Annotated in this window: 16 protein-coding genes and 1 pseudogene; 6 read left to right on the forward strand and 11 right to left on the reverse strand. The window is 52.5% G+C overall.

What is annotated here, in order from left to right; genetic code table 11:
• Positions 1-4: 4 nt before the first annotated feature.
• The 4 genes from E2L00_RS15635 to E2L00_RS15650 are packed head-to-tail and all read right to left on the reverse strand — an operon-like array spanning position 5 to position 5,017.
• Positions 5-772 carry an ABC transporter ATP-binding protein gene (locus E2L00_RS15635; RefSeq protein ID WP_167613231.1) on the reverse strand — a complete coding sequence of 256 codons (768 nt, stop codon included), beginning with the start codon at positions 770-772 and terminating at the stop codon, positions 5-7.
• Complete coding sequence (locus E2L00_RS15640; RefSeq protein WP_167613233.1) at positions 769-1,827, reverse strand: FecCD family ABC transporter permease; 1,059 nt, start codon at positions 1,825-1,827, stop codon at positions 769-771. The genes E2L00_RS15635 and E2L00_RS15640 overlap by 4 nt, the downstream gene beginning before the upstream one ends.
• 18 nt (positions 1,828-1,845) lie before the next feature.
• Entirely contained in the window at positions 1,846-2,835 is a 990-nt protein-coding gene (locus tag E2L00_RS15645) for an ABC transporter substrate-binding protein (protein ID WP_167613235.1), read from the reverse strand.
• Between the two features lie 10 nt (positions 2,836-2,845).
• Entirely contained in the window at positions 2,846-5,017 is a 2,172-nt protein-coding gene (locus E2L00_RS15650) for a TonB-dependent receptor (protein WP_167613237.1), read from the reverse strand.
• Positions 5,018-5,257: 240 nt separating this feature from the next.
• Between E2L00_RS15650 and E2L00_RS15655 the strand changes: the two are divergent.
• Positions 5,258-5,796 (forward strand): annotated as a pseudogene (locus E2L00_RS15655) (transposase); the annotation flags it as partial.
• 28 nt (positions 5,797-5,824) lie between these two features.
• Here E2L00_RS15655 and gorA read toward each other — a convergent pair.
• A complete protein-coding gene (gorA, locus tag E2L00_RS15660) occupies positions 5,825-7,180 on the reverse strand; it encodes a glutathione-disulfide reductase (protein WP_167613239.1) in 1,356 nt (451 codons plus the stop codon).
• A 485-nt stretch (positions 7,181-7,665) separates the two neighbouring features.
• Here gorA and E2L00_RS15665 point away from each other — a divergent pair, with 485 nt between their 5' ends.
• The gene (locus E2L00_RS15665; protein ID WP_167613240.1) at positions 7,666-8,175 is read left to right on the forward strand and encodes a bactofilin family protein; all 510 of its coding nucleotides are present in this window, start codon (positions 7,666-7,668) and stop codon (positions 8,173-8,175) included.
• Between the two features lie 20 nt (positions 8,176-8,195).
• Here E2L00_RS15665 and E2L00_RS15670 read toward each other — a convergent pair whose 3' ends face one another.
• On the reverse strand, positions 8,196-9,038 hold the full coding sequence (locus E2L00_RS15670) for a 23S rRNA (adenine(2030)-N(6))-methyltransferase RlmJ (RefSeq protein ID WP_167613242.1): 843 nt from the start codon (positions 9,036-9,038) through the stop codon (positions 8,196-8,198).
• A 169-nt stretch (positions 9,039-9,207) separates the two neighbouring features.
• Here E2L00_RS15670 and prlC point away from each other — a divergent pair, with 169 nt between their 5' ends.
• Complete coding sequence (gene prlC, locus E2L00_RS15675; RefSeq protein WP_167613243.1) at positions 9,208-11,250, forward strand: oligopeptidase A; 2,043 nt, start codon at positions 9,208-9,210, stop codon at positions 11,248-11,250.
• 8 nt (positions 11,251-11,258) lie between these two features.
• A complete protein-coding gene (gene rsmJ / locus E2L00_RS15680; protein ID WP_167613245.1) occupies positions 11,259-12,023 on the forward strand; it encodes a 16S rRNA (guanine(1516)-N(2))-methyltransferase RsmJ in 765 nt (254 codons plus the stop codon).
• Positions 12,024-12,139: 116 nt separating this feature from the next.
• On the opposite strand, the gene uspA is transcribed toward rsmJ, so the two are convergent.
• The gene (gene uspA / locus E2L00_RS15685) at positions 12,140-12,577 is read right to left on the reverse strand and encodes a universal stress protein UspA (RefSeq protein ID WP_167613247.1); all 438 of its coding nucleotides are present in this window, start codon (positions 12,575-12,577) and stop codon (positions 12,140-12,142) included.
• Positions 12,578-12,905: 328 nt separating this feature from the next.
• Here uspA and uspB point away from each other — a divergent pair, with 328 nt between their 5' ends.
• On the forward strand, positions 12,906-13,241 hold the full coding sequence (gene uspB / locus E2L00_RS15690) for a universal stress protein UspB (RefSeq protein ID WP_167613249.1): 336 nt from the start codon (positions 12,906-12,908) through the stop codon (positions 13,239-13,241).
• Between the two features lie 69 nt (positions 13,242-13,310).
• Here uspB and pitA read toward each other — a convergent pair whose 3' ends face one another.
• Positions 13,311-14,813 (reverse strand): inorganic phosphate transporter PitA, encoded by a 1,503-nt coding sequence (gene pitA / locus E2L00_RS15695; RefSeq protein WP_167613251.1) that lies wholly within the window; start codon positions 14,811-14,813, stop codon positions 13,311-13,313.
• Positions 14,814-15,042: 229 nt separating this feature from the next.
• On the opposite strand from pitA, the gene E2L00_RS15700 reads away from it, so the two are divergent.
• Complete coding sequence (locus tag E2L00_RS15700) at positions 15,043-16,239, forward strand: aminoacetone oxidase family FAD-binding enzyme (RefSeq protein ID WP_167613253.1); 1,197 nt, start codon at positions 15,043-15,045, stop codon at positions 16,237-16,239.
• Positions 16,240-16,486: 247 nt separating this feature from the next.
• Here E2L00_RS15700 and E2L00_RS15705 read toward each other — a convergent pair whose 3' ends face one another.
• From E2L00_RS15705 to E2L00_RS15715, 3 genes are all read right to left on the reverse strand, one after another.
• Positions 16,487-17,320, reverse strand: coding sequence for a PRD domain-containing protein (locus tag E2L00_RS15705; RefSeq protein ID WP_167613255.1), 834 nt, complete (start codon positions 17,318-17,320; stop codon positions 16,487-16,489).
• Positions 17,321-17,348: 28 nt separating this feature from the next.
• On the reverse strand, positions 17,349-18,800 hold the full coding sequence (locus E2L00_RS15710; protein ID WP_167613257.1) for a glycoside hydrolase family 1 protein: 1,452 nt from the start codon (positions 18,798-18,800) through the stop codon (positions 17,349-17,351).
• Positions 18,797-19,888: glucose PTS transporter subunit IIA (locus E2L00_RS15715; RefSeq protein WP_167613259.1), on the reverse strand; the 1,092-nt coding region annotated here is incomplete at its 5' end. The genes E2L00_RS15715 and E2L00_RS15710, both read right to left, overlap by 4 nt.

Raw genomic sequence — 19,888 nt, forward strand, 5'->3', positions numbered from 1 at the left:
CCGGTTATTTTTCAATCACCCCATCCAGAATCACCTGTGCTTTCCCTTGCGAACAATGTTCGATACGTCCGCGTACACCGTACACTTCCGCCAGACTTTCAGCGTTAATCACGGCTTCCGGCTTACCGCTGGCGACCAGTTTGCCCGCTTTCAGCATCAACACCTGAGCCGCATGACGCAGCGCGATATTGATGTCATGCACCACCACCAGCGTCACCATATTGCGCTGCCTCGTCTCGCGCGAGACAACATCCATTACGTGAAACTGATAGTTGAGATCCAGCGCGCTGAGCGGCTCATCAAGCAACAGTAATGCAGGTCGACGGATCAGCGACTGCGCAAGACCCACCAACTGTTTCTGCCCGCCAGAGAGTTGATCGAGATAATTCATCGCCAGATGAGCGATGCCCAGTTCTTCCAGCAGGGAGACCGCCTGAGCCGGGTTCTGATCTCCACCTAATGCTCGTTGAGCGACAATCACCGATTCCAGCACCTGCAAATGCACGCCCTGTGGCAGCGATTGCGGCAGAAACACGACTTTTTCAGCCCGACGAGCGAACGGCAACGCTAATAAATTGACGTCATCTAACCATGCATCACCACTGGCGCGATTAAGCCCGGCCAGCGCGCGCAATAGCGTCGATTTGCCACAGCCGTTGGGCCCCAGCAGCACCGTAACGTTGCCGCGCGAGAGGTTCGAAACATGCAAATTTTCAATAACTTGTCGTTTAGCGTAACCGGCATTCAGGCCGTTAATTGCCAGACCGCTCATGACATATTCCCCCGATGCCGCATGACAATGCTTAAAAAGAACGGTACGCCAACCAGTGAGGTGACGATGCCTACCGGCAGGATCACGCCGGGAATAATATTCTTCGAAGCAATAGATGCCAGCGACAGCACCAGTCCGCCCACCAGCACGCTTCCCGGCAGATAAAAGCGGTGGTCTTCCCCTAACAGCAGGCGTGAAATATGCGGCGCAACCAACCCGATAAAGCCAATTGGCCCGACAAACGCCACCGAGAGCGCGGCCAGCAGGCTAATGCGCAACAGCGATCCCAGACGCAAGCGACGTACATCAATGCCAAAACTCATCGCACGTTCTTCGCCAAGCCGTAGCGCCGTTAACTGCCAGGCACGACGCAACGACCACGGTAATACCACCACCATCGCCGCGACCAGCACCGCCAGTTTTTCCCACGATGCGCGGGCTAAACTGCCCATAGTCCAGAACACCAGCCCCTGCAGCGTATCTTCATCGGCGACAAACTGCATGATGGAAACCAGCGCATTAAAGGTGAAAACCAGCGCGATACCGAACAGCACGACGCCGGACGTCGGCACGCGTGTCCAGCGGGTCAGGCTGTCGAGTAACAGTGCGGAAAGCAGCGCAAACAGAAAAGCATTTGCCGGAATAAACCAGCTCTCCGGTACACCCGGAATTCCGATACCCAGCACAATCGCCAGCGCAGCGCCAAAGGCCGCTGCCGACGACACGCCCAGCGTAAACGGGCTGGCAAGCGGGTTATTCAGGATGGTTTGCATCTCTGCGCCCGCCAGCCCCAGCGCCATCCCCACCAGCAGCGCCATTAATGCGTATGGCAGACGGATATCCCAGACGATAACACGCATTCCGGTAGCGGCATCAGCAGGATTTATCAGCGTTTGCACAAGTGAATGGAGTGAGAGACCGGATGGGCCAAGGGTGAAATCGATCAGCAGCGAGGCGATAATAGCAAAAAATATAAATGCCAGAATCGCCAGACGCTGGCGAAGCACCTGTCGATAGCGATGCTCAACCGACTGGGGATTTTCCACAACAGACATCGTATTCCTTACCCTCTCTCAGCGCGGCGGATTCAGCACATCGCTCACCTGCGCCTCGCTTAGTGTCAGGCCAAAGAATCGCTGATAAAAATCGCGCGTTTCTTTACGCATATCCACATCCGAAAAGCGTTCAGGATAGAGGGTTTTCGCCAGCCACAGGAATTGCAGCGCCTCTTCGCTGGTTTCACGACACCACCAGAACATCCCTTTCGGATTAACGTACACGCGATGATGGCTCACCGCGTCAACGCTGGCCCACTGGGGAGAAGTCAGAATGGCATCGGCATCACGCTTGTTCATCGCCACAATCACCGCCGGGTTAGCGGTGACGATTTTCTCCAGCGCCACTTCGCCCGAACGATTTTGCTTAGCGCCGCCAAACCAGTTTTCGGCAATATTTTTACCCCCCGCGAGATCGATCCAGTCCTGATTAAGCGACGGCCTGCCCGTTGTGGTCAGCGGATTCCCCATGCTGTGGTAGAGCGATACGCGCTGCGATGCAGGGAGATCCTTCAGGCGCCCGGCTACCCGCGCAACATTGAGGTCAAAGTAGCGCTGATAAGCCTGTGCCTTTTGCTGCGCATCCGGCCCAAGCGCTGCCGCCGTCTGCTGCACTCGGTGAGTCAGCGCCTGCATGGAATTTGCCTCAAACGCCAGCACCTGTACACCCGCCTTTTTCAGCAATTCCTGCTGCGGCACCACCATGTTATGCGGCACAAACAGCATATCGACGCCGAGGGCGATTATCTGCTCCGGATTAATTTCGTGCCCACTGTTTACGCTCACTGCTGGCATATTTTCAATGCGTGGCAGGCTCTGGCGAAACAGAGGGATTTTTTTGGCGATTATTGACGTACCAACAATGTTATTGCCGTAACCGAGCATGGCGATAATAGTGTTTTGTGCAGGCCACGGTGAGGCAATACGCACCTCTTTGTGCGTATTTTCTGCGTGCAGGCTGGCAGCCAGAAACAGCGCCAGCACAGGAATTAAACGAGAAAGTTTCATCACCTATCCGTTAGAAATCGAAGGTCACGGAAGCGCGAACTTCGCGGCCACTGCCAATAAATGCGCTTGGGGAACCGTTATCGCCATCGGTGCCCGACGGGAAGATAGACGCCCAATAGTGTTTATCAAACACGTTGTTTACCACCACGCGGAAGGTCGTCGGCACGTTGCTCACTTTGGTGGTGTAACGCGTGCCCAGATCCCAGGTGGTATAGCTGCTGGCGTAAGACGTATTGGTGTCGTTCGCCGCGCGTTTACCGGTGTAGTGGACATTGGCGCTATAAACCCACTGCGGCATCGACGGCAAGCTGTACTCCGCCAGCAGGTTAGTCTGCACTTTCGGCACGCCGACCACTTGTTTGTTCTGAGTGGCGGAACTGGCGGTATCTTTCAGTTTCGGGTCGAGGAAGGTGACGCCGCTGTAAACGTTCAGCCCCTGCCACACGTTCCCGGAAGCGGTTAGTTCCAGGCCGTTATTAACTTGATTACCCTGCTCTTTATAAACGTTATCCGTGTCGAGATAGGCAAACGGGCGTTCCAGGCGGAACAGCGCCGCCCCCAGGTTCATTCCCGCAACGTCAGATTTCAGACCCACTTCATACTGTTTGCTGCGATACGGATCGAGCGTCTGGCCCGCATTTTTCACACTGTTATCCGTGGGCGCGGTACCGCCCTGCTCCAGCGAATCGGCATAGCTAACGTAAGCCATGGTGTTTGGCGTAATTTTGTACATCAGCGCGACATTCGGGCTTAAACCGTCTTCGTCCACCTGACTGGTTTCGTTGCCATGCTTATCGTAGTTTTTGGACTGCAACCAGCTCTGGCTCAGGTAGAACATCGCCGACCACTGCGGCGTAAAGGCGATCGTATCGCCGAGCGTAATGCTCTGCTGAGTGTTCACGCTGGAGCGGTAGCGCGAGCCGCCGGTGCGAATTTTGCCGTCGCCCAGTTCTTCCATCCCATCCGGGTTATACATATTGGTGGTACCCCAGCTGTAGCTGGAGCCCGTTCCTTTCGCACTGTACAGCGACCAGACATAGCCGGTGGTAGAAAGCGACAGGTCGTGACCGATGGGCCCGGTGTCAACATGGCCGTTCAGCCCGGCGGTATTGCTCAATACGCGAAAACGCCCGGCAGCGGTAGAATCTTTCATCGAACGTGAGATATCGCCCTGACCGTTAAGAATTTTGCTGGAAACGCTGCGCATCGCGCGGTCCGCCTGCTGCCAGCCCACCCCCGCATTCATTGACCAGTCATCGTTAAAGTAGTGGATCAAGCGCGTGCTGATGGTATCGGTGGTAAGGTTGTTTCCTGCCGTGCTGAGCGCCAGATTTTTATCTTTGGGGTTGGGCGCGGAAGGCAGTTTGACGTTCGGGCCATAGCTGAAACTGCCCACATACCCCTTTTGAATAAATTCGTAGTGGCTGGCATCCAGCTGTAACTGCGTACCCGGCTGAATGTTCCAGTCGAGTGCCACAGAAATCAGCTTACGGCGCAGAGTGCTGTCATCAACATTGCCTTCGCCTTCCTGATCCAGCAGGTTAATACGATAACCAAACCTTTTTTCATCATCAAAATGGCCGCCCAGGTCGGCGTGACCGGTGAATGCGCTACGGCTTTGATAACCGAGCGTCACCTTGCGCAATGTCTCTTCGGTTGGTCGTTTCGCCACGAAATTGAACTGCCCAGCCGGGCTTGCCGGGCCATACAGCGCCCCGGTCAAACTATTGAGCACATCCATACGTTCCAGCATTTCAACCGGAAACGCGGTGGTCGAAACGATGTTCAGCCCATCAAGACGACTGTTCGCGACCACACTGCCCTGCATCCCACGGCTTTGTGGGCGGCCAACGTCCATCCCGCCGCGCGCCTGCATTTGCGTGCTCGGAGAGTATTTCAGCATCTCGCTGACGCTCTGCGCCTGCTGATTCTCAATCATCTCTTTGGTAACGGTGTTACTGGAATAAGGCGTATCGACCCACGATTTTGTCCCCAGCGGGCCGACATCAATATTATTCGTTTTGAATCCCGCTCCGGCAGCAGAATCAGTCGTATCGGCAGCAGTATTACCAGTGACAACCATTTCATCTTCAGGAGTGGAACTGGACGCGGCATCCGCGTGAAGAGATGCTAAAGATGCTAATGCTGGCAGAAGCGCAGCGAGTATTATATGAGTTTTCATGCATCACTATTCGTTATATAAAACACTATATTACGATCGAGGTGAGCCAATACTCATGATCGAGATCAAACTGAAACAGAACAATTAGCTCACTAACCATTCATGGTTATATTATTTCGAGCGCAAAAAAACCGGCGCAAGTGAAGTGAATCCCATAGGTTGGACACTTTGCTTTAACTGGTGGAGTGCCCCCAAGCCTGTAGACAAATCTGCCCTATAGTTTGAGCACAGGAGAAGTCTATGGGCGTACCACGTTTTACCCCTGAATTTAAGGAAGAAGCTGTCCGCCAGATCGCCGGGCGGGGCTATTCCATCGCTGATGTATCTGAACGATTCGGCGTATCGACGCACAGCCTTTATAAATGGCTCCGGGATGTTAAGCCTGATAATAGCGGACAGCAGGCACAGGATTTACTGGATGCCAGAACAGAAATTCTCAGGCTGAAAGCGCAGCTTAAACGTACTGAGGAAGAACGGGATATTCTGATAAAGGCAGCGCGGTACTTTGCAAGGGAGCCCGACTGAAGTCCCGCTTCATTAACGATCACCGTGAGATCTGGTCGATCGCAGCAATGCGTCGGGTTCTGAAGGTTGCCCGCGCCGGGTTCTATGTCTGGCTTCATTGTCCTGTCTCTGCAGGAGAAAAGGATAATCAGCGGTTGCTGGCCCTAATTCGCGACTCATATTCCCTGAGCGGTGGCGTATATGGCTATCGGCGGGTCCATGGCGATCTACACGAAATCGGTGAAACCTGGCCTTTCAGCCAGATTTCCAGAGTTAAAAACGTGTGCAGATACGTTTCCAGCATTAACGTGTCATAGTGACAAATTCTTCGGCGCCGGTCGGGTGAATCGCTACGGTGTTATCGAAGTCTTTCTTGGTTGCGCCCATTTTCAGCGCGACCGCAAAGCCTTGCAGCATTTCGTCCATACCGTAGCCGATACCGTGGATACCAACGATTTTCTCATCCGCGCCCGCACATACCAGCTTCATGCGGCATGGCTGGCGGTGAGAGGTTACCGCTGTGTACATCGCGGTAAAGGAAGATTTATAAACCGTCACGTTATCGTCGCCGTACTGCTCGCGCGCCTGCGGCTCGGTTAATCCTACGGTGCCGATAGGCGGATGGCTAAAGACTACGGTAGGGACATTGCTGAAGTCCAGATGCTCGTCCGGCTTGTTATTAAACAGGCGCTCGGACAGGCGGCGGCCCGCAGCAACGGCAACCGGCGTCAGCTCTACCGCGCCGGTGTTATCGCCTACGGCATAAATACCCGCTACGCTGGTGTTCTGAAATTTATCGACTTCAATGTAGCCCCGGGCGTTGGTTTTCACGCCTGCGGCGGCCAGATTAACGTTGTCCGTTGCCGGTTCGCGGCCAATCGCCCAAATCAGGCAATCTACCGTTTCACAACGGCCATCTTCCAGATGCAGCGTCAGGCTGCCATCGGCATTTTTTTCAACTTTTTTTGGCACGGCCTGGGTGTGCAGCGTTGGGCCTTCGGTGTTGATCACCTCCAGCAGCGTTTCAACGATCAGCGGATCGAAGGTGCGCAGCGGCGCGTGTTTACGCACAAACAGATGGGTTTCAGCACCCAGCGCGTTAACCACGCCTGCGATTTCCACGGCGATATAACCCGCTCCAACCACGGCAACTCGTTTTGGCAACGCCGGCAGCGCAAAGAAACCGTCGGAATCAATGCCGAGTTCCACGCCCGGAATGTCCGGATGGCTTGGGCGACCGCCGGTGGCGATAAGAATATGGTCAGCGGTGATGGTTTCACCGTTTACTTCTACGGTGCGGGCATCAACAAAGCGGGCAAACCCACGGATAACTTCGACGTTGTTTTTGCCCAGCACGTTGTCGTAAGAGGTGTGGATGCGGTCGATGTATGCGGTGCGGCTGGCTATCAGTTTGTCCCAGTCGAAGTGGTTCACCGTGGTGTCAAAACCATAATCAGGGCCGTAGTGATGAATAGCTTCAGCGATTTGCGCCGCGTGCCACATGACCTTTTTCGGCACGCAACCTACGTTTACGCAGGTACCGCCCAGATCTTTTGCCTCAATCAGTGCGCACTTCTTCCCATACCTCGCCGCACGGTTGATAGAGGCGATACCGCCGCTGCCGCCGCCAATGGCGAGGTAGTCATAATGTCTGGTCATCTGCAGGTTTCCATCAGTAAGAAATTAATTGCCAGGATTGTAACGCGTTAGCTCATAAAGCCGCAAAGGGTGCTTCTATGGCTGTGATAGGGCAGAGCTATCCCGATGAATAGCTTCAGAAAATCCGTCTTATCACCTTATCGCATTAGTGTTCAAGCGCAGGGTAAACTGCTATTTTAGCGAGTAGCCACTGACACAGTAAGGAAAAGGATGCCTTATTTCACCTCTCTCATCTATACCCGTCTTGTTCCCAATAAGCAGGCATTTTTTCGAAAGCCGGCTTTCCGCAGTTTTTCTTTTTATTCCGTGAAACGATGACATCATCCCGTGCCAGAGCAGATGCCATCCTGTGGCTTATCTGGATGGGCTGGTTGCTTACGCTAATTTGCTATTTTTTTGCCTGGAAAAGGGAAGTTCTTGTTGCCGCCGTCGCGCTATTTTCCATTTTTATCCTGTACGCGTTCTTTAAAAAAAAAGGGTCCGCTATGTTCAGAAAAAAGTCACAAAAGGCGGCGGAAGTCGCTGAAAATATCCCGGCGTTGCCGGGTGTTACCGCGCCCGTGGAAATAACGCAGGTTGCCCAGGATGCACGCCGCTGCACTATTATTGCGCAAGATACCGTGTTCACTGGCAACACCGAGATAGAAGGCGACATTCAGGTTTACGGAATAATGCAGGGCCACATCAATCTGAAGGATGGCATTCTGTATGTGATGCGCGATGGCTTTATTGACGGAGAGTTTACGGCGCCCGGCATTATTATTAACGGGAGAGTGAAAGGAACCTGTATCAGTGAAAACATTGAGATTCACGAGCATGGCAGTATGGAGGGTATCAGCCGCAGCAACGCGTTTTCCATACGTCCCGGTGGCGCTTTTCTTGGGCAGGCAGAGCGGCGAGTCGCGGCGGAGAAAAAGCCTGAGGCTGAGCGCGTGATTAAAATTAAAAAGCAGCTGCTGGAAAAACCCGTGGAACACGCCACGGGTATCTCATAGATTCACAGTGGAAAGCCGATTTACTCGGGAACGATCCAGCTCAGCGTCGTAGAGCCGGTGCCAGCCGGAACCAGCGTTTTGTGCAGCCAGGGCAGCACGTTCGTCATTTGCTGCTCAAGCTTCCACGGTGGGTTGATAACGATCATGCCAGAAGCCGTCATGCCGCGCCGATCGCTGTCCGGGAGCACCGCGAGTTCAATTTGTAAAATGCGGCGAATGCCGGTTTCTTCCAGCTCGCGAATCATGCGTTTGATTTGCTGACGCATCACCACCGGATACCACAGAGCATAGGTGCCGGTGGCAAAACGTTTGTAGCCTTCATTGATGCCTTGCACCACGTCCTGATAGTCGGTTTTGATCTCATAGGGTGGATCGATAAGAATCAGGCCACGACGGGAAACCGGCGGCAGTTTGGATTTCAACTGAATATAGCCATCGGCGCGCTCAACGCGGGCGCGGTTATCTTTCTGAAACTCAGAACGCAGCAGCGGAAAGTCTGACGGATGCAGCTCGGTGAGTTGCAGGCTGTCTTGCTCACGCAGTAAATGGCGTGCAATCAGCGGAGAACCCGGATAGTAACGTAGCTGGCCGCTCTGATTATAAGCTTTAACGGCGCGGATATACGGCTCCAGCTCTTCCGGCAGGTCGTCCTGCTGCCAGATGCGGGCGATACCTTCAAGATATTCACCGGTGCGTTCGGCGTGTTCACCGCTCAGTTTGTATCGGCCTGCGCCTGCGTGGGTGTCGAGATAGAGGAACGGTTTCTCTTTCTCTTTTAAGGATTCAACGATCAGGCTTTGAACGGTGTGTTTCAGTACGTCGGCGTGGTTGCCGGCGTGAAAGCTGTGGCGATAACTGAGCATGGCTTGCAGGATTTCCAAAAGACTAAGAAGGACTACGTAATGTGTACAGTATACAGGCTTATGCTTATCACCCGGCATTGAAATTAACTACACTAAGCCTCATGTTAGTTAGATTGCCTTTGTAGCGCTAGCTGAGCGCTCTACTTATCGGATACCAGGAACCGCGCTTATGACCAATCCATTGTTGACTCCTTTCGATCTGCCTCCGTTTTCCGCTCTGCTTCCTGAACATGTTGTTCCTGCCGTGCAGCAAGCGCTGGATGACTGCCGTGAGAAGGTGGAAAGCGTTGTGGCGCAAGGCGCGCCTTACCGTTGGGATAATCTTTGCCAGCCGCTGGCAGAAGTGGACGATCGTCTGGGCCGCATTTTCTCCCCGGTAAGCCATCTGAATTCCGTGCAGAACAGCCCGGAGCTGCGTGAGGCCTACGAGCAAACGCTGCCGCTGCTGTCTGAATACAGCACCTGGGTTGGCCAGCATGAAGGTTTATACCAGGCATATCGCGATTTGCGCGACGGCGCGTACTATGCCGATCTGAGCGTGGCGGAGAAAAAAGCCGTTGCTAACGCGCTGCGTGATTTCAAGCTTTCCGGTATCGGCCTGCCAAAAGAAAAACAGAAGCGCTACGGTGAAATCGCCGCGCGTCTGTCCGAACTGGGCTCCACCTACAGTAACAACGTGCTCGACGCGACGATGGGCTGGAGCAAGCTCATCACCGATGAATCTGAGCTGGCCGGTATGCCGGAAAGCGCCCTGGCGGCGGCTCGCGCTCAGGCCGAAGCGAAAGAACAGGAAGGCTGGCTGTTAACGCTGGATATTCCAAGTTATTTACCTGTACTTACTTATTGCGAAAACCGCGCGCTGCGTGAAGAGATGTATCGCGCCTACGTCACTCGCGCCTCCGATCAGGGGCCAAACGCGGGCAAGTGGGACAACACGCCGGTAATGGAAGAAATTCTGGCGCTGCGCCACGAGCTGGCGCAGTTGTTGAGCTTTGGCAACTATGCGGAAAAATCGCTGGCCACCAAAATGGCAGAAAATCCGCAGCAGGTACTGGAGTTTCTGACCGATCTTGCAAAACGTGCGCGTCCGCAAGGCGAAGCTGAACTGGCGCAACTGCGTGCTTTCGCGAAGAAAGAATTCAACGTTGACGAGCTGGAACCATGGGACATCACCTGGTACAGCGAAAAACAGAAACAGCATCTGTACAGCATCAGCGATGAACAACTCCGCCCTTACTTCCCGGAAAACCGTGCCGTAGCGGGCCTGTTCGAGGTGGTGAAACGTATTTACGGTATTACCGCCAAAGAGCGCAAAGATATCGACGTCTGGCATCCGGACGTGCGTTTCTTCGAGCTGTATGACGAAAAAAACGAACTGCGCGGCAGCTTCTACCTAGACCTGTACGCCCGTGAAAACAAACGCGGCGGGGCGTGGATGGATGACTGCGTGGGCCAGTTGCGCAAAGCCGACGGCTCGCTGCAAAAACCGGTCGCTTACCTGACCTGTAACTTTAACCGTCCGGTGAAGGGCAAACCTGCGCTGTTTACCCACGACGAAGTGATCACCCTGTTCCATGAGTTCGGTCACGGTCTGCATCATATGCTGACTGAGGTTGAGACGGCGGGCGTTTCCGGTATCAACGGCGTGCCGTGGGATGCGGTCGAGCTGCCAAGCCAGTTTATGGAAAACTGGTGCTGGGAGCCGGACGCGCTGGCGTTTATCTCCGGCCATTTCGAAACCGGCGAACCGTTGCCAAAAGCGCTGCTGGATAAAATGCTGGCGGCGAAGAATTACCAGGCGGCGCTGTTTATCCTGCGTCAGCTTGAGTTCGGCCTGTTCGATTTCCGCCTGCATGCCGAATTTAACCCTGAGCAGGGGGCGAAAGTGCTGGATACGCTGGCAGAAATCAAGAAACAGGTCGCCGTGGTGCCAGGGCCGCAGTGGGGTCGCTTCCCGCACGCTTTCAGCCATATTTTTGCAGGCGGCTACGCTGCGGGTTACTACAGCTATCTGTGGGCTGACGTGCTGGCCGCGGACGCCTACTCCCGCTTCGAAGAAGAAGGTATTTTCAACCGCGAAACCGGGCAGGCTTTCCTTGATAACATTCTGACCCGCGGTGGATCTGAAGAGCCGATGGAATTATTCAAACGCTTCCGTGGCCGTGAGCCGCAGCTCGATGCCATGCTTGCGCATTACGGCATCAAGGGCTGAGCCATTTCGTGAAAATCTGTTTACTGACTGAATCAGGCGCCGACTCCGGCGCCTTATCTCTTTTGAGCGAGCGTTGGGGGCTGACGCACGACGAAGACGCCGTAATGGCGCTGGTTTTAACGGCGGAACATCTGGAGTTACGTAAGCGAGATGAGCCAAAACTTGGCGGTATTTTTGTCGATTTTGTCTCAGGTGCGATGGCGCATCGCCGTAAGTTTGGCGGCGGGCGAGGTGAGGCGGTAGCAAAAGCTGTCGGCATCAAAAGCGGTTATCTGCCCGGCGTGGTGGACGCTACTGCGGGATTAGGCCGCGATGCGTTTATACTGGCCTCTGTCGGCTGTCGTGTGCGAATGTTAGAACGTAACCCGGTAGTTGCCGCATTGCTTGATGATGGCCTGCGCCGTGGCTATCAGGATATGGAAATCGGCGGCTGGTTGCAGGAGCGTTTACAGCTTATCCACGCCTCAAGCCTTACCGCACTAAGCGATATCTCCCCGCGCCCGGAAGTGGTTTACCTCGACCCGATGTTTCCGCATAAGCAAAAAAGCGCGCTGGTGAAAAAAGAGATGCGTGTGTTCCAGTTGCTGGTGGGGCCGGATGAAGACGCAGACGGTTTGCTGGAACCTGCGCGGCGGCTGGCAACTAAACGCGTCGTGGTAAAACGGCCGGATTATGCGCCACCGCTTGGCGGCCTGGAAACCCACAACGCCGTGGTGACCAAAGGCCATCGTTTTGATATTTATTCCGGGACGGCGGAAACAGCGCTGGAGTAAAAAATAAGTAGGGCGGATAGGCTTGCGTCATCCGCCGCTACTTTAGTACTGCTATATCTTTTCAGGCGGATGGCGCTGACGCTTATCCACCCTGCCATTTAGCGAATTAATAATTCTTAATCTTCGTCTTCGTCACGCAGCGGCACGATCAGCATATCGATATGTACGGTGTTGATAAGCTGGCGTGCGGAAGACATCAGCTTGCTCCAGAAATCCTGATGATGTCCGCAAACCACCAGGTCCATATCGTATTTTTTAATAGCGTCTACCAGCACCTGGCCCAGATCGCCGCTGCCGCTCAGGGTTTCGGCAATGGGATAACCTGCGCCGTTAGAAAGCTCGCTCAGCGCGTGGTGCGTCTCCTCAGAGATGCGCTTTTGCATATCTCCCAGATTGACATCAATCAGGCCGGTGTAGAGATCGGAGTAATTTACATCGACGTGAATCAGGGAAACCTTCGCGTTGTAAGGGCGCGCCATAGAAACGGCTTTTTCTACCAGTATTTTGCTCTCCGGGGAGAGATCTACCGCGATCAGAATGTGTTTGTAAGCCATAATGTTACTCCTTCCGTAAGATGTTCCCGTGCGTCTTTGGATTACAGCGTAAAGACTTCATATTGTAGATGATATTTCTACCCTATCCCGAATGATAAAAACCGTCAATGCGCCATCCTTTTAAACATTCACGCGCAAAATAACGGTTGCCGTATTGATAATAATTAACGTAGTGGCGAAAAAAATAATGGATCTCCTACACTATTAAATAAGCCGTTCCGGAAACCTGTATGAACCGGTGGCTTTTGATTGCTGAACTGTCTGTCGAGATTGTCGGGGTGAGCGGTCGTCCTGGAGCGATGCTCTGTGGCTACGCCGGGAGGGGAACATGATCAGCACCGTTGCGCTATTTTGGGCGCTTTGTGTAGTTTGTCTGGTGAATATGGCGCGTTACTACTCATCATTGCGCGCTTTGTTAGTCGTGCTTCGTGGATGCGATCCGCTGCTGTATCAGTACGTCGACGGCGGGGGATTTTTTACAGCACATGGTCAACCCAGTAAACAGATTCGCCTGGTGCGTTATATTTACGCCCAGCGCTATCTGGATCATCACGACGATGAGTTTATCCGCCGCTGTGAAAGGCTCCGCCGCCAGTTTATGCTGACCAGCGCGCTGTGCGGCCTGGTGATTATCAGCCTTATCGGGTTGATGATTTGGCACTGAGTCTTTGAAAGCAACGTGAAAAAAAACGGGCCAGTAAACTGACCCGTTTTTTACTTTTAAACTACAGCGTTAGATTAAGTGCAGTGAAATCCAGTAAAGCCCGCCTGACAACAAAATCGAGACCGGCAGGGTGAAGACCCAGGCCATCAGAATATTTGTTACCGTCTTACGCTGCAGACCGCCACCGTCAACCACCATTGTCCCCGCAACGGAGGAGGAAAGAACGTGGGTGGTGGAAACCGGCATCCCGGTGTAGCTGGCAATACCGATGGAGACGGCGGCTGTCATCTGCGCGGACATACCCTGCGCATACGTCATGCCTTTCTTACCAATCTTCTCACCGATAGTGGTCGCCACGCGACGCCAGCCAATCATGGTACCGATGCCGAGCGCCAGAGCGACCGCCATGATAATCCAGATAGGGGCATACTCGATGGTATACAGCAGGTCTGTTTTCAGCTCTTTTAAGAAGCGCTTATCATCCGGTTTGGTTTCCGGAAGGCCAGCCGCTTTCTCTGCGGTATCAGAGATGCACAGCAGCAGACGGCGCATGTGGCTGCGCTGCTCCACGCTGAGCTTATCGTAGCTGTCGATATTACCCAGCAACTCTTTGGCGCGCTGTACGGCAACCGTGGCGCGGCTTGCATCGCAATGGAACTCTGTCGGTTTACCCTGGCTCTGAACCTCTTCCGGCCCGGGAATGGCCGGATTAAGCTCCACCACGTGCTTAATGACATCGCCGTGCTGCGCGTAATACTGCTCAAGGTGCGTAATGGCGTCGCGGGTGCGGGCAATATCGTAGCCGGAGGCGTTCATATTGACCACAAAGCCCGCAGGCGCCACGCCAATCAGTACCAGCATAATCAGGCCGATGCCTTTCTGACCGTCGTTTGCGCCGTGGGAGAAACTCACGCCGATGGCGGAAAGAATCAGGGCGATACGCGTCCAGAACGGCGGTTTTTTCTTGCCGTCCTTTTTCTCACGCTCGGCCGGAGTGAGGTGGATACGGCGACGCTTTTTGGTGCCGCTCCAGTAGCGACGTAGCAAAAAGATAAGTCCGCCCGCAATCACCAGACCCACAATCGGGGAGAGGATCAACGACATGAATATCCCAATCACCTTCGGGATATTGAGCGCATCGACTACGGAAGTCCCGGTCATCAACGCGTTGGTCAAACCAATGCCAATAATGGCACCGATAAGCGTATGGGAGCTGGAGGCCGGCAGACCACAATACCAGGTGCCGAGGTTCCAGATAATAGCGGCCAGTAACATAGAGAACACCATGGCCAGGCCATGAGCGGACCCTACGTTCAACAGCAGGTCCGTTGGCAACATATGCACGATCGCATACGCCACGCTCAACCCGCCGAGCAGAACGCCGAGGAAGTTAAATACCGCAGCCATTACCACCGCCAGTTGCGATCGCATAGCGCGGGTATAGATGACGGTTGCCACTGCGTTTGCAGTGTCATGGAAGCCGTTGATCGCTTCGTAGAAGAGAACAAATGCCAGAGCAAGTAATAACAAAAGCCCCGTATGCATATCGAGGCCAGCAAACAAATGTAGCATAGACGTTACGCCATTTTGAGGACATGAACGCGGCGCATTATGTAAGACAACGGCTTAATGCGCCAAGTGAAATATAGACTTTTCTTGATGTTTGTTGTGTCGAAGCTAAACAAAGAAAATATTTACATTTTGTTTTTCAACTACCTGCAATTGTTAACGCGCTTTAAGCTGGTGCGACCAGCATTCGATCTTTACAATTCCCACCCTTAAGCATAGTCGGGAGTCGGTCGTGGAAAAGTTTGATGCCGTTATTATTGGTGCGGGTGCAGCCGGAATGTTTTGTGCGGCGATGGCCGGTCAGGCGGGCAGCCGCGTGTTACTTATCGATAATGGTAAAAAACCAGGCCGCAAAATCCTTATGTCGGGCGGGGGACGCTGCAACTTTACTAACCTTTATACCGAACCTGCGTCCTATCTGAGCCAAAACCCGCATTTCTGTAAGTCTGCCCTGGCGCGTTATACCCAGTGGGATTTTATCGACATGGTCGGTAAACACGGCATCGCATGGCATGAAAAAACCCTCGGTCAGCTATTCTGCGATGACTCGGCGCAGCAGATTGTCGATATGCTGGTGGCCGAATGCGAGAAAGGCCGGGTCACGACGCGCCTGCGTAGCGAAGTGCTGGATATTGAGCAAGGCGAAGGCGGTTTTACTCTCCGGCTTAACGGCGACGACGTTCATGCGGGCAAACTGGTGATTGCTTCCGGCGGGCTTTCTATGCCCGGGCTGGGCGCTACGCCGTTCGGTTACAAGGTTGCGGAACAGTTTGGCCTGAAAGTGCTGCCAACCCGTGCGGGGCTTGTGCCGTTTACTTTGCATAAACCGCTTCTGGAACAATTACAGGTATTGTCGGGCGTATCGGTGCCTGCGGTCATTAGCGCAGAAAACAGCGTCAGCTTCCGCGAAAGCTTGCTGTTCACCCATCGCGGTCTTTCTGGTCCCGCCGTTTTACAACTTTCCAGCTACTGGCAGCCCGGTGAGTTTGTTAGCGTTAACTTACTGCCGGATACCGATCTGGATGCGTTTATCAATGAACAACGTGCCGCCCATCCGAATCAGAGTTTGAAAAATACGCTCGCCATAATGCTGCCAAAACGTCTGGTAGAATGCCTGCAAAAGCTGGAGCAAATTCCTGACGTCACGCTAAAACAGCTCAACGTGCGTCAGCAAAGCGAACTGGTTGCAACCCTGCAATCCTGGCGCGTACAGCCTAACGGCACGGAAGGTTACCGCACCGCAGAAGTTACCCTGGGCGGCGTGGATACGAACGAATTAAGCTCGCGCACGATGGAAGCCAAAAAAGTACCGGGCCTGTATTTCATCGGAGAGGTGGTAGACGTCACCGGCTGGCTGGGCGGTTATAACTTCCAGTGGGCCTGGAGCTCCGCCTGGGCCTGCGCTCAGGCGCTAAGCGTGTCCAATTAAATAAGACGGATACTTATTAATTAGCGGTGCCTGGCATGTTGATTGTCTTATTTTCTCGAAGAGATAATAGTGGTATTCGATTGGCTATACGTAAGTTTTGCATAAAAGCCATGTCTGCCGATATGGCTTTTTATAGAGCATTAGCTAAGCATTCAACACCCTGTTTTTTATGATATTGATAATGCACACTGCGGGTTAGCTGCCAGCATTCTGACTATTATTAGTCGGTAATGCCTGAGCGATATGATTATGATTCAGCAGCCAGGCGACTGATGTGTATACTTAACCAGGTAAGTTCACTTTTTGAAAGCGCAAGCGCATATTTTTCTGAAATATAATCCCGTATAGCCCAGGCCACGGACATTGCCGATGGATGAAATTTCAAAAGCTCTTCATAAAAATCATTATTTTCATCATAAACAATATTATTGCTGGTTACCCTTTCAGCAAAATAACGAAGGTGCGTAATAAAGCGATTATAGTTTATTGTGTCCGTATCAATACTCTTTTTAAATTTGTATCTGACTATTTCGCAAACTCTGTTTACTATTTGTACTTGTGCGTGAGCATCGCCTCCCTGGTTTTCAGAGGACGCATTGATAAGATGAAAGGCGATATGTACCGCTTCATCTTCTGGCAGTTCTGTATTGAACCTGGCCGCTATAATATCTCTGGCCATTACGCCAATTTCATACTCTTTCTTATAGTACCGTTTAACTTCCCAGCTTAATTTATTGACGATGTTGGTGCCTGAGCGACTTCTTTCAACAGCGTAATAAAGGTGCTCTGATAATGTAAAAAGCAGCACGCTATTCAACTTTGACGCGTAAGCTTTTTGCGCCATAACGATGATATCGTGTGTTGCTTCAAAAAAGGCTGCAGGTATATCGTCAGTAAGTGAAAGGAAATGCCGCGATTTCATGGTTTCCAGCGGAATGAAGACCTGCTCGATGTCAGCCAGCTCGACAGTTGTTCCTGCTCTGGTGTTGAATCCAATCCCTTTTCCAAACAAAATCATTTCACTGTTGTTGTTATCCACCAGTAACATGCTGTTGTTCAGGGTTTTTTTAACTTTAATCACGATACTATCCCGCAGCTATTATTTTCAGTTAGCTAAGATCCGCGCCGTTAGTCGCGATAACCTTCTTATACCAGTAGAACGAGTCTTTACGCAGGCGTTCAAGCGTCCCGTTACCCTCATCATCCTGATCGACATAGATAAAACCGTAACGTTTGGACATCTGGGACGTACCGGCACTAATGATATCGATAGTGCCCCAGCTAGTGTAGCCCAGCAGGTCAACGCCCTCATGAACGGCTGCAAGCATCTGCTCGAAGTGGGAACGGAAATAATCAATGCGATACTCATCATGGATCTTGCCGTCCACCACTACGTCCTTGGCTCCCATACCATTTTCGACAATGAAAAGCGGTTTCTGATAGCGGTCATAAAGCTCAAGCAGCGAAATTTTCAGCCCGACCGGGTCTACCTGCCAACCCCATTCGGACGCCGGAAGATAAGGGTTTTTTACGCCCAGAACGGTATTTCCTGGCGTGCGCTCTGCATCAGGTTGCACTGACTCCGTCATGGACATGTAATAACTGAACGAAACGAAATCGACCGTGTGCTGGCGCATGATAGCTAAATCGTTGGGCTGCATTTCGATGTTGATACCACGAAGCTCCAGGTCACGCTTAATCAGCGGTGGGTAATAGCCTTTTACCTGTACGTCAGCGTAAAAATAGTTTTCGAGGTTCTTCTTCAGTGTGGCCTCCACATCACCCGGATGGCAGGTGCGCGGATACGTGGTTAATTTAGTCAGCATGCAGCCAACCTGGCTCCCGGGGATTTTTTGATGGCAGTCGCGAGTTACCATCGCGGAGGCAACAAACTGATGATGTAACGCCTGATAAATATCTTCCGCGCTCTTTTCCTCGCGGATCCCTGCGGTTGTAAAAGGATGACGAATGATGCTGTCAATTTCATTAAAGGTCAGCCAGTAACGGACTAAATCTTTGTAGCGATCGAAACACACATTGCTGAACCGGACAAAGGCATCAACAACGTTACGGTGTACCCAGCCATTGTATTTCTCGCTTAATACAAGCGGCATCTCATAGTGCGACAATGTTACAAGCGGCTCTATGTTGTATTTCCGCATTTCAGTGAAGAGGTCCGCATAAAATTTCAGACCTGCTTCATTTGGAGATGCGTCTTCACCCGTGGGGAAAATACGAGTCCATGCAATCGATACACGCAGGGCTTTGATGCCCATTTCCGCGAATAATGCCAAATCGCCTTTGTAACGATGGTAGAAATCTATGCCACGGCGTTTGGGGTAGTCTATATCTTTCAGTCCGTTAAGCGCATCAGCGACATTCTGATCAGAGATAGCCATGTGTCCGGCATAGTCCTTCACGCTTAGTTTGGGTTTTGCCTGCACGGCATCGGCCACAGACGGCCCTTTACCATCAACATTCCATGCACCTTCGGCCTGGTTTGCGGCAATAGCGGCGCCCCAGAGAAAGTTGCCAGGAAATACAGGATTATGCGTGCTCATATGGCCTCCTTTAATGTCAATATACTGAATTGGTTATCAATTTCATTCGGTGATGTTTCCGCAATCATCTCAAAGCGTTCGCTATTGGTAACCACCATTACGACTACTGGGTCATAACCAGCTTTGACGATCTCACCGATGTCAAACTCAATCAGGAGATCGCCTTTCTTAACCGTCTGGTTATCATTTATCTTAGGGCTGAAGCCTTTACCGTTCATTTGGATGGTATCAATCCCTATATGGAAAATGATTTCAGCACCGTTATCCGTAAGCATGCTCGCCGCATGTCCACTCTCGAATACGTGGATTATTACCCCATCTGCTGGCGCATAAAGCGCCCCAACGGTTGGGATAACTGCGATGCCATCGCCCATAATCTTGCTTGAAAAAACATCATCATTGACCTCTTCGAGAGGAGTAACTTTTCCCTGAATTGGGCTACGCAGGACTGCTTCTTTAAGGGCTTCGGCAGCCGGCTTGTTCGTAGAGGTTTCTTCGGCAGCTACTTCTGCTTTGTCCTGCCAAAGCAGAAGAGTCCCAGCGAAAGTGAGCACGAAAGATATTGCTGCCCCGGCAAAAGCGTATATGAGGTTATTTGGGTTATCGGGAGCGGCGAAAATCGAAATACTTGCCAGGCTTGGCCCGACAAGAGCAAAGGCCGCGACAGCCATGTAACTTAAAAAACCGCCGCCTATCACGCTGCCGATAATCACTGCATACAGGACCTTTTTATTTAACAAGGTAATACCGTAGAGCGCGGGTTCCGTGATGCCGCAAAGAGCAGATAATCCGGATGAGAGCGCAGTGGATTTCATGCTTTTGTCTTTGCTTTTAATCGTAATGGCAAGGCAGGCACCGGCTTCGGCAATGTTATGAGCCAGCGATGCAGGCAGATATAACGTCTCGCGTCCGAACTGACCCATGGCAGCTACGGCATAGGGCAGCAAAGGCTTGTGCATCCCGGCTGCCACGATAAAAGGCAGAGCACCGGCAAGCACTGCTGTGGCAACAAAACCGAATTTGCCATACAGCCAGAGGATCGCTGTCGCGAGTGCTGATCCCAGCTCGTAACCTAACGGCCCGAGAAA

The organism is Cedecea colo, assembly GCF_011808225.1.
GTDB lineage: Bacteria > Pseudomonadota > Gammaproteobacteria > Enterobacterales > Enterobacteriaceae > Dryocola > Dryocola colo.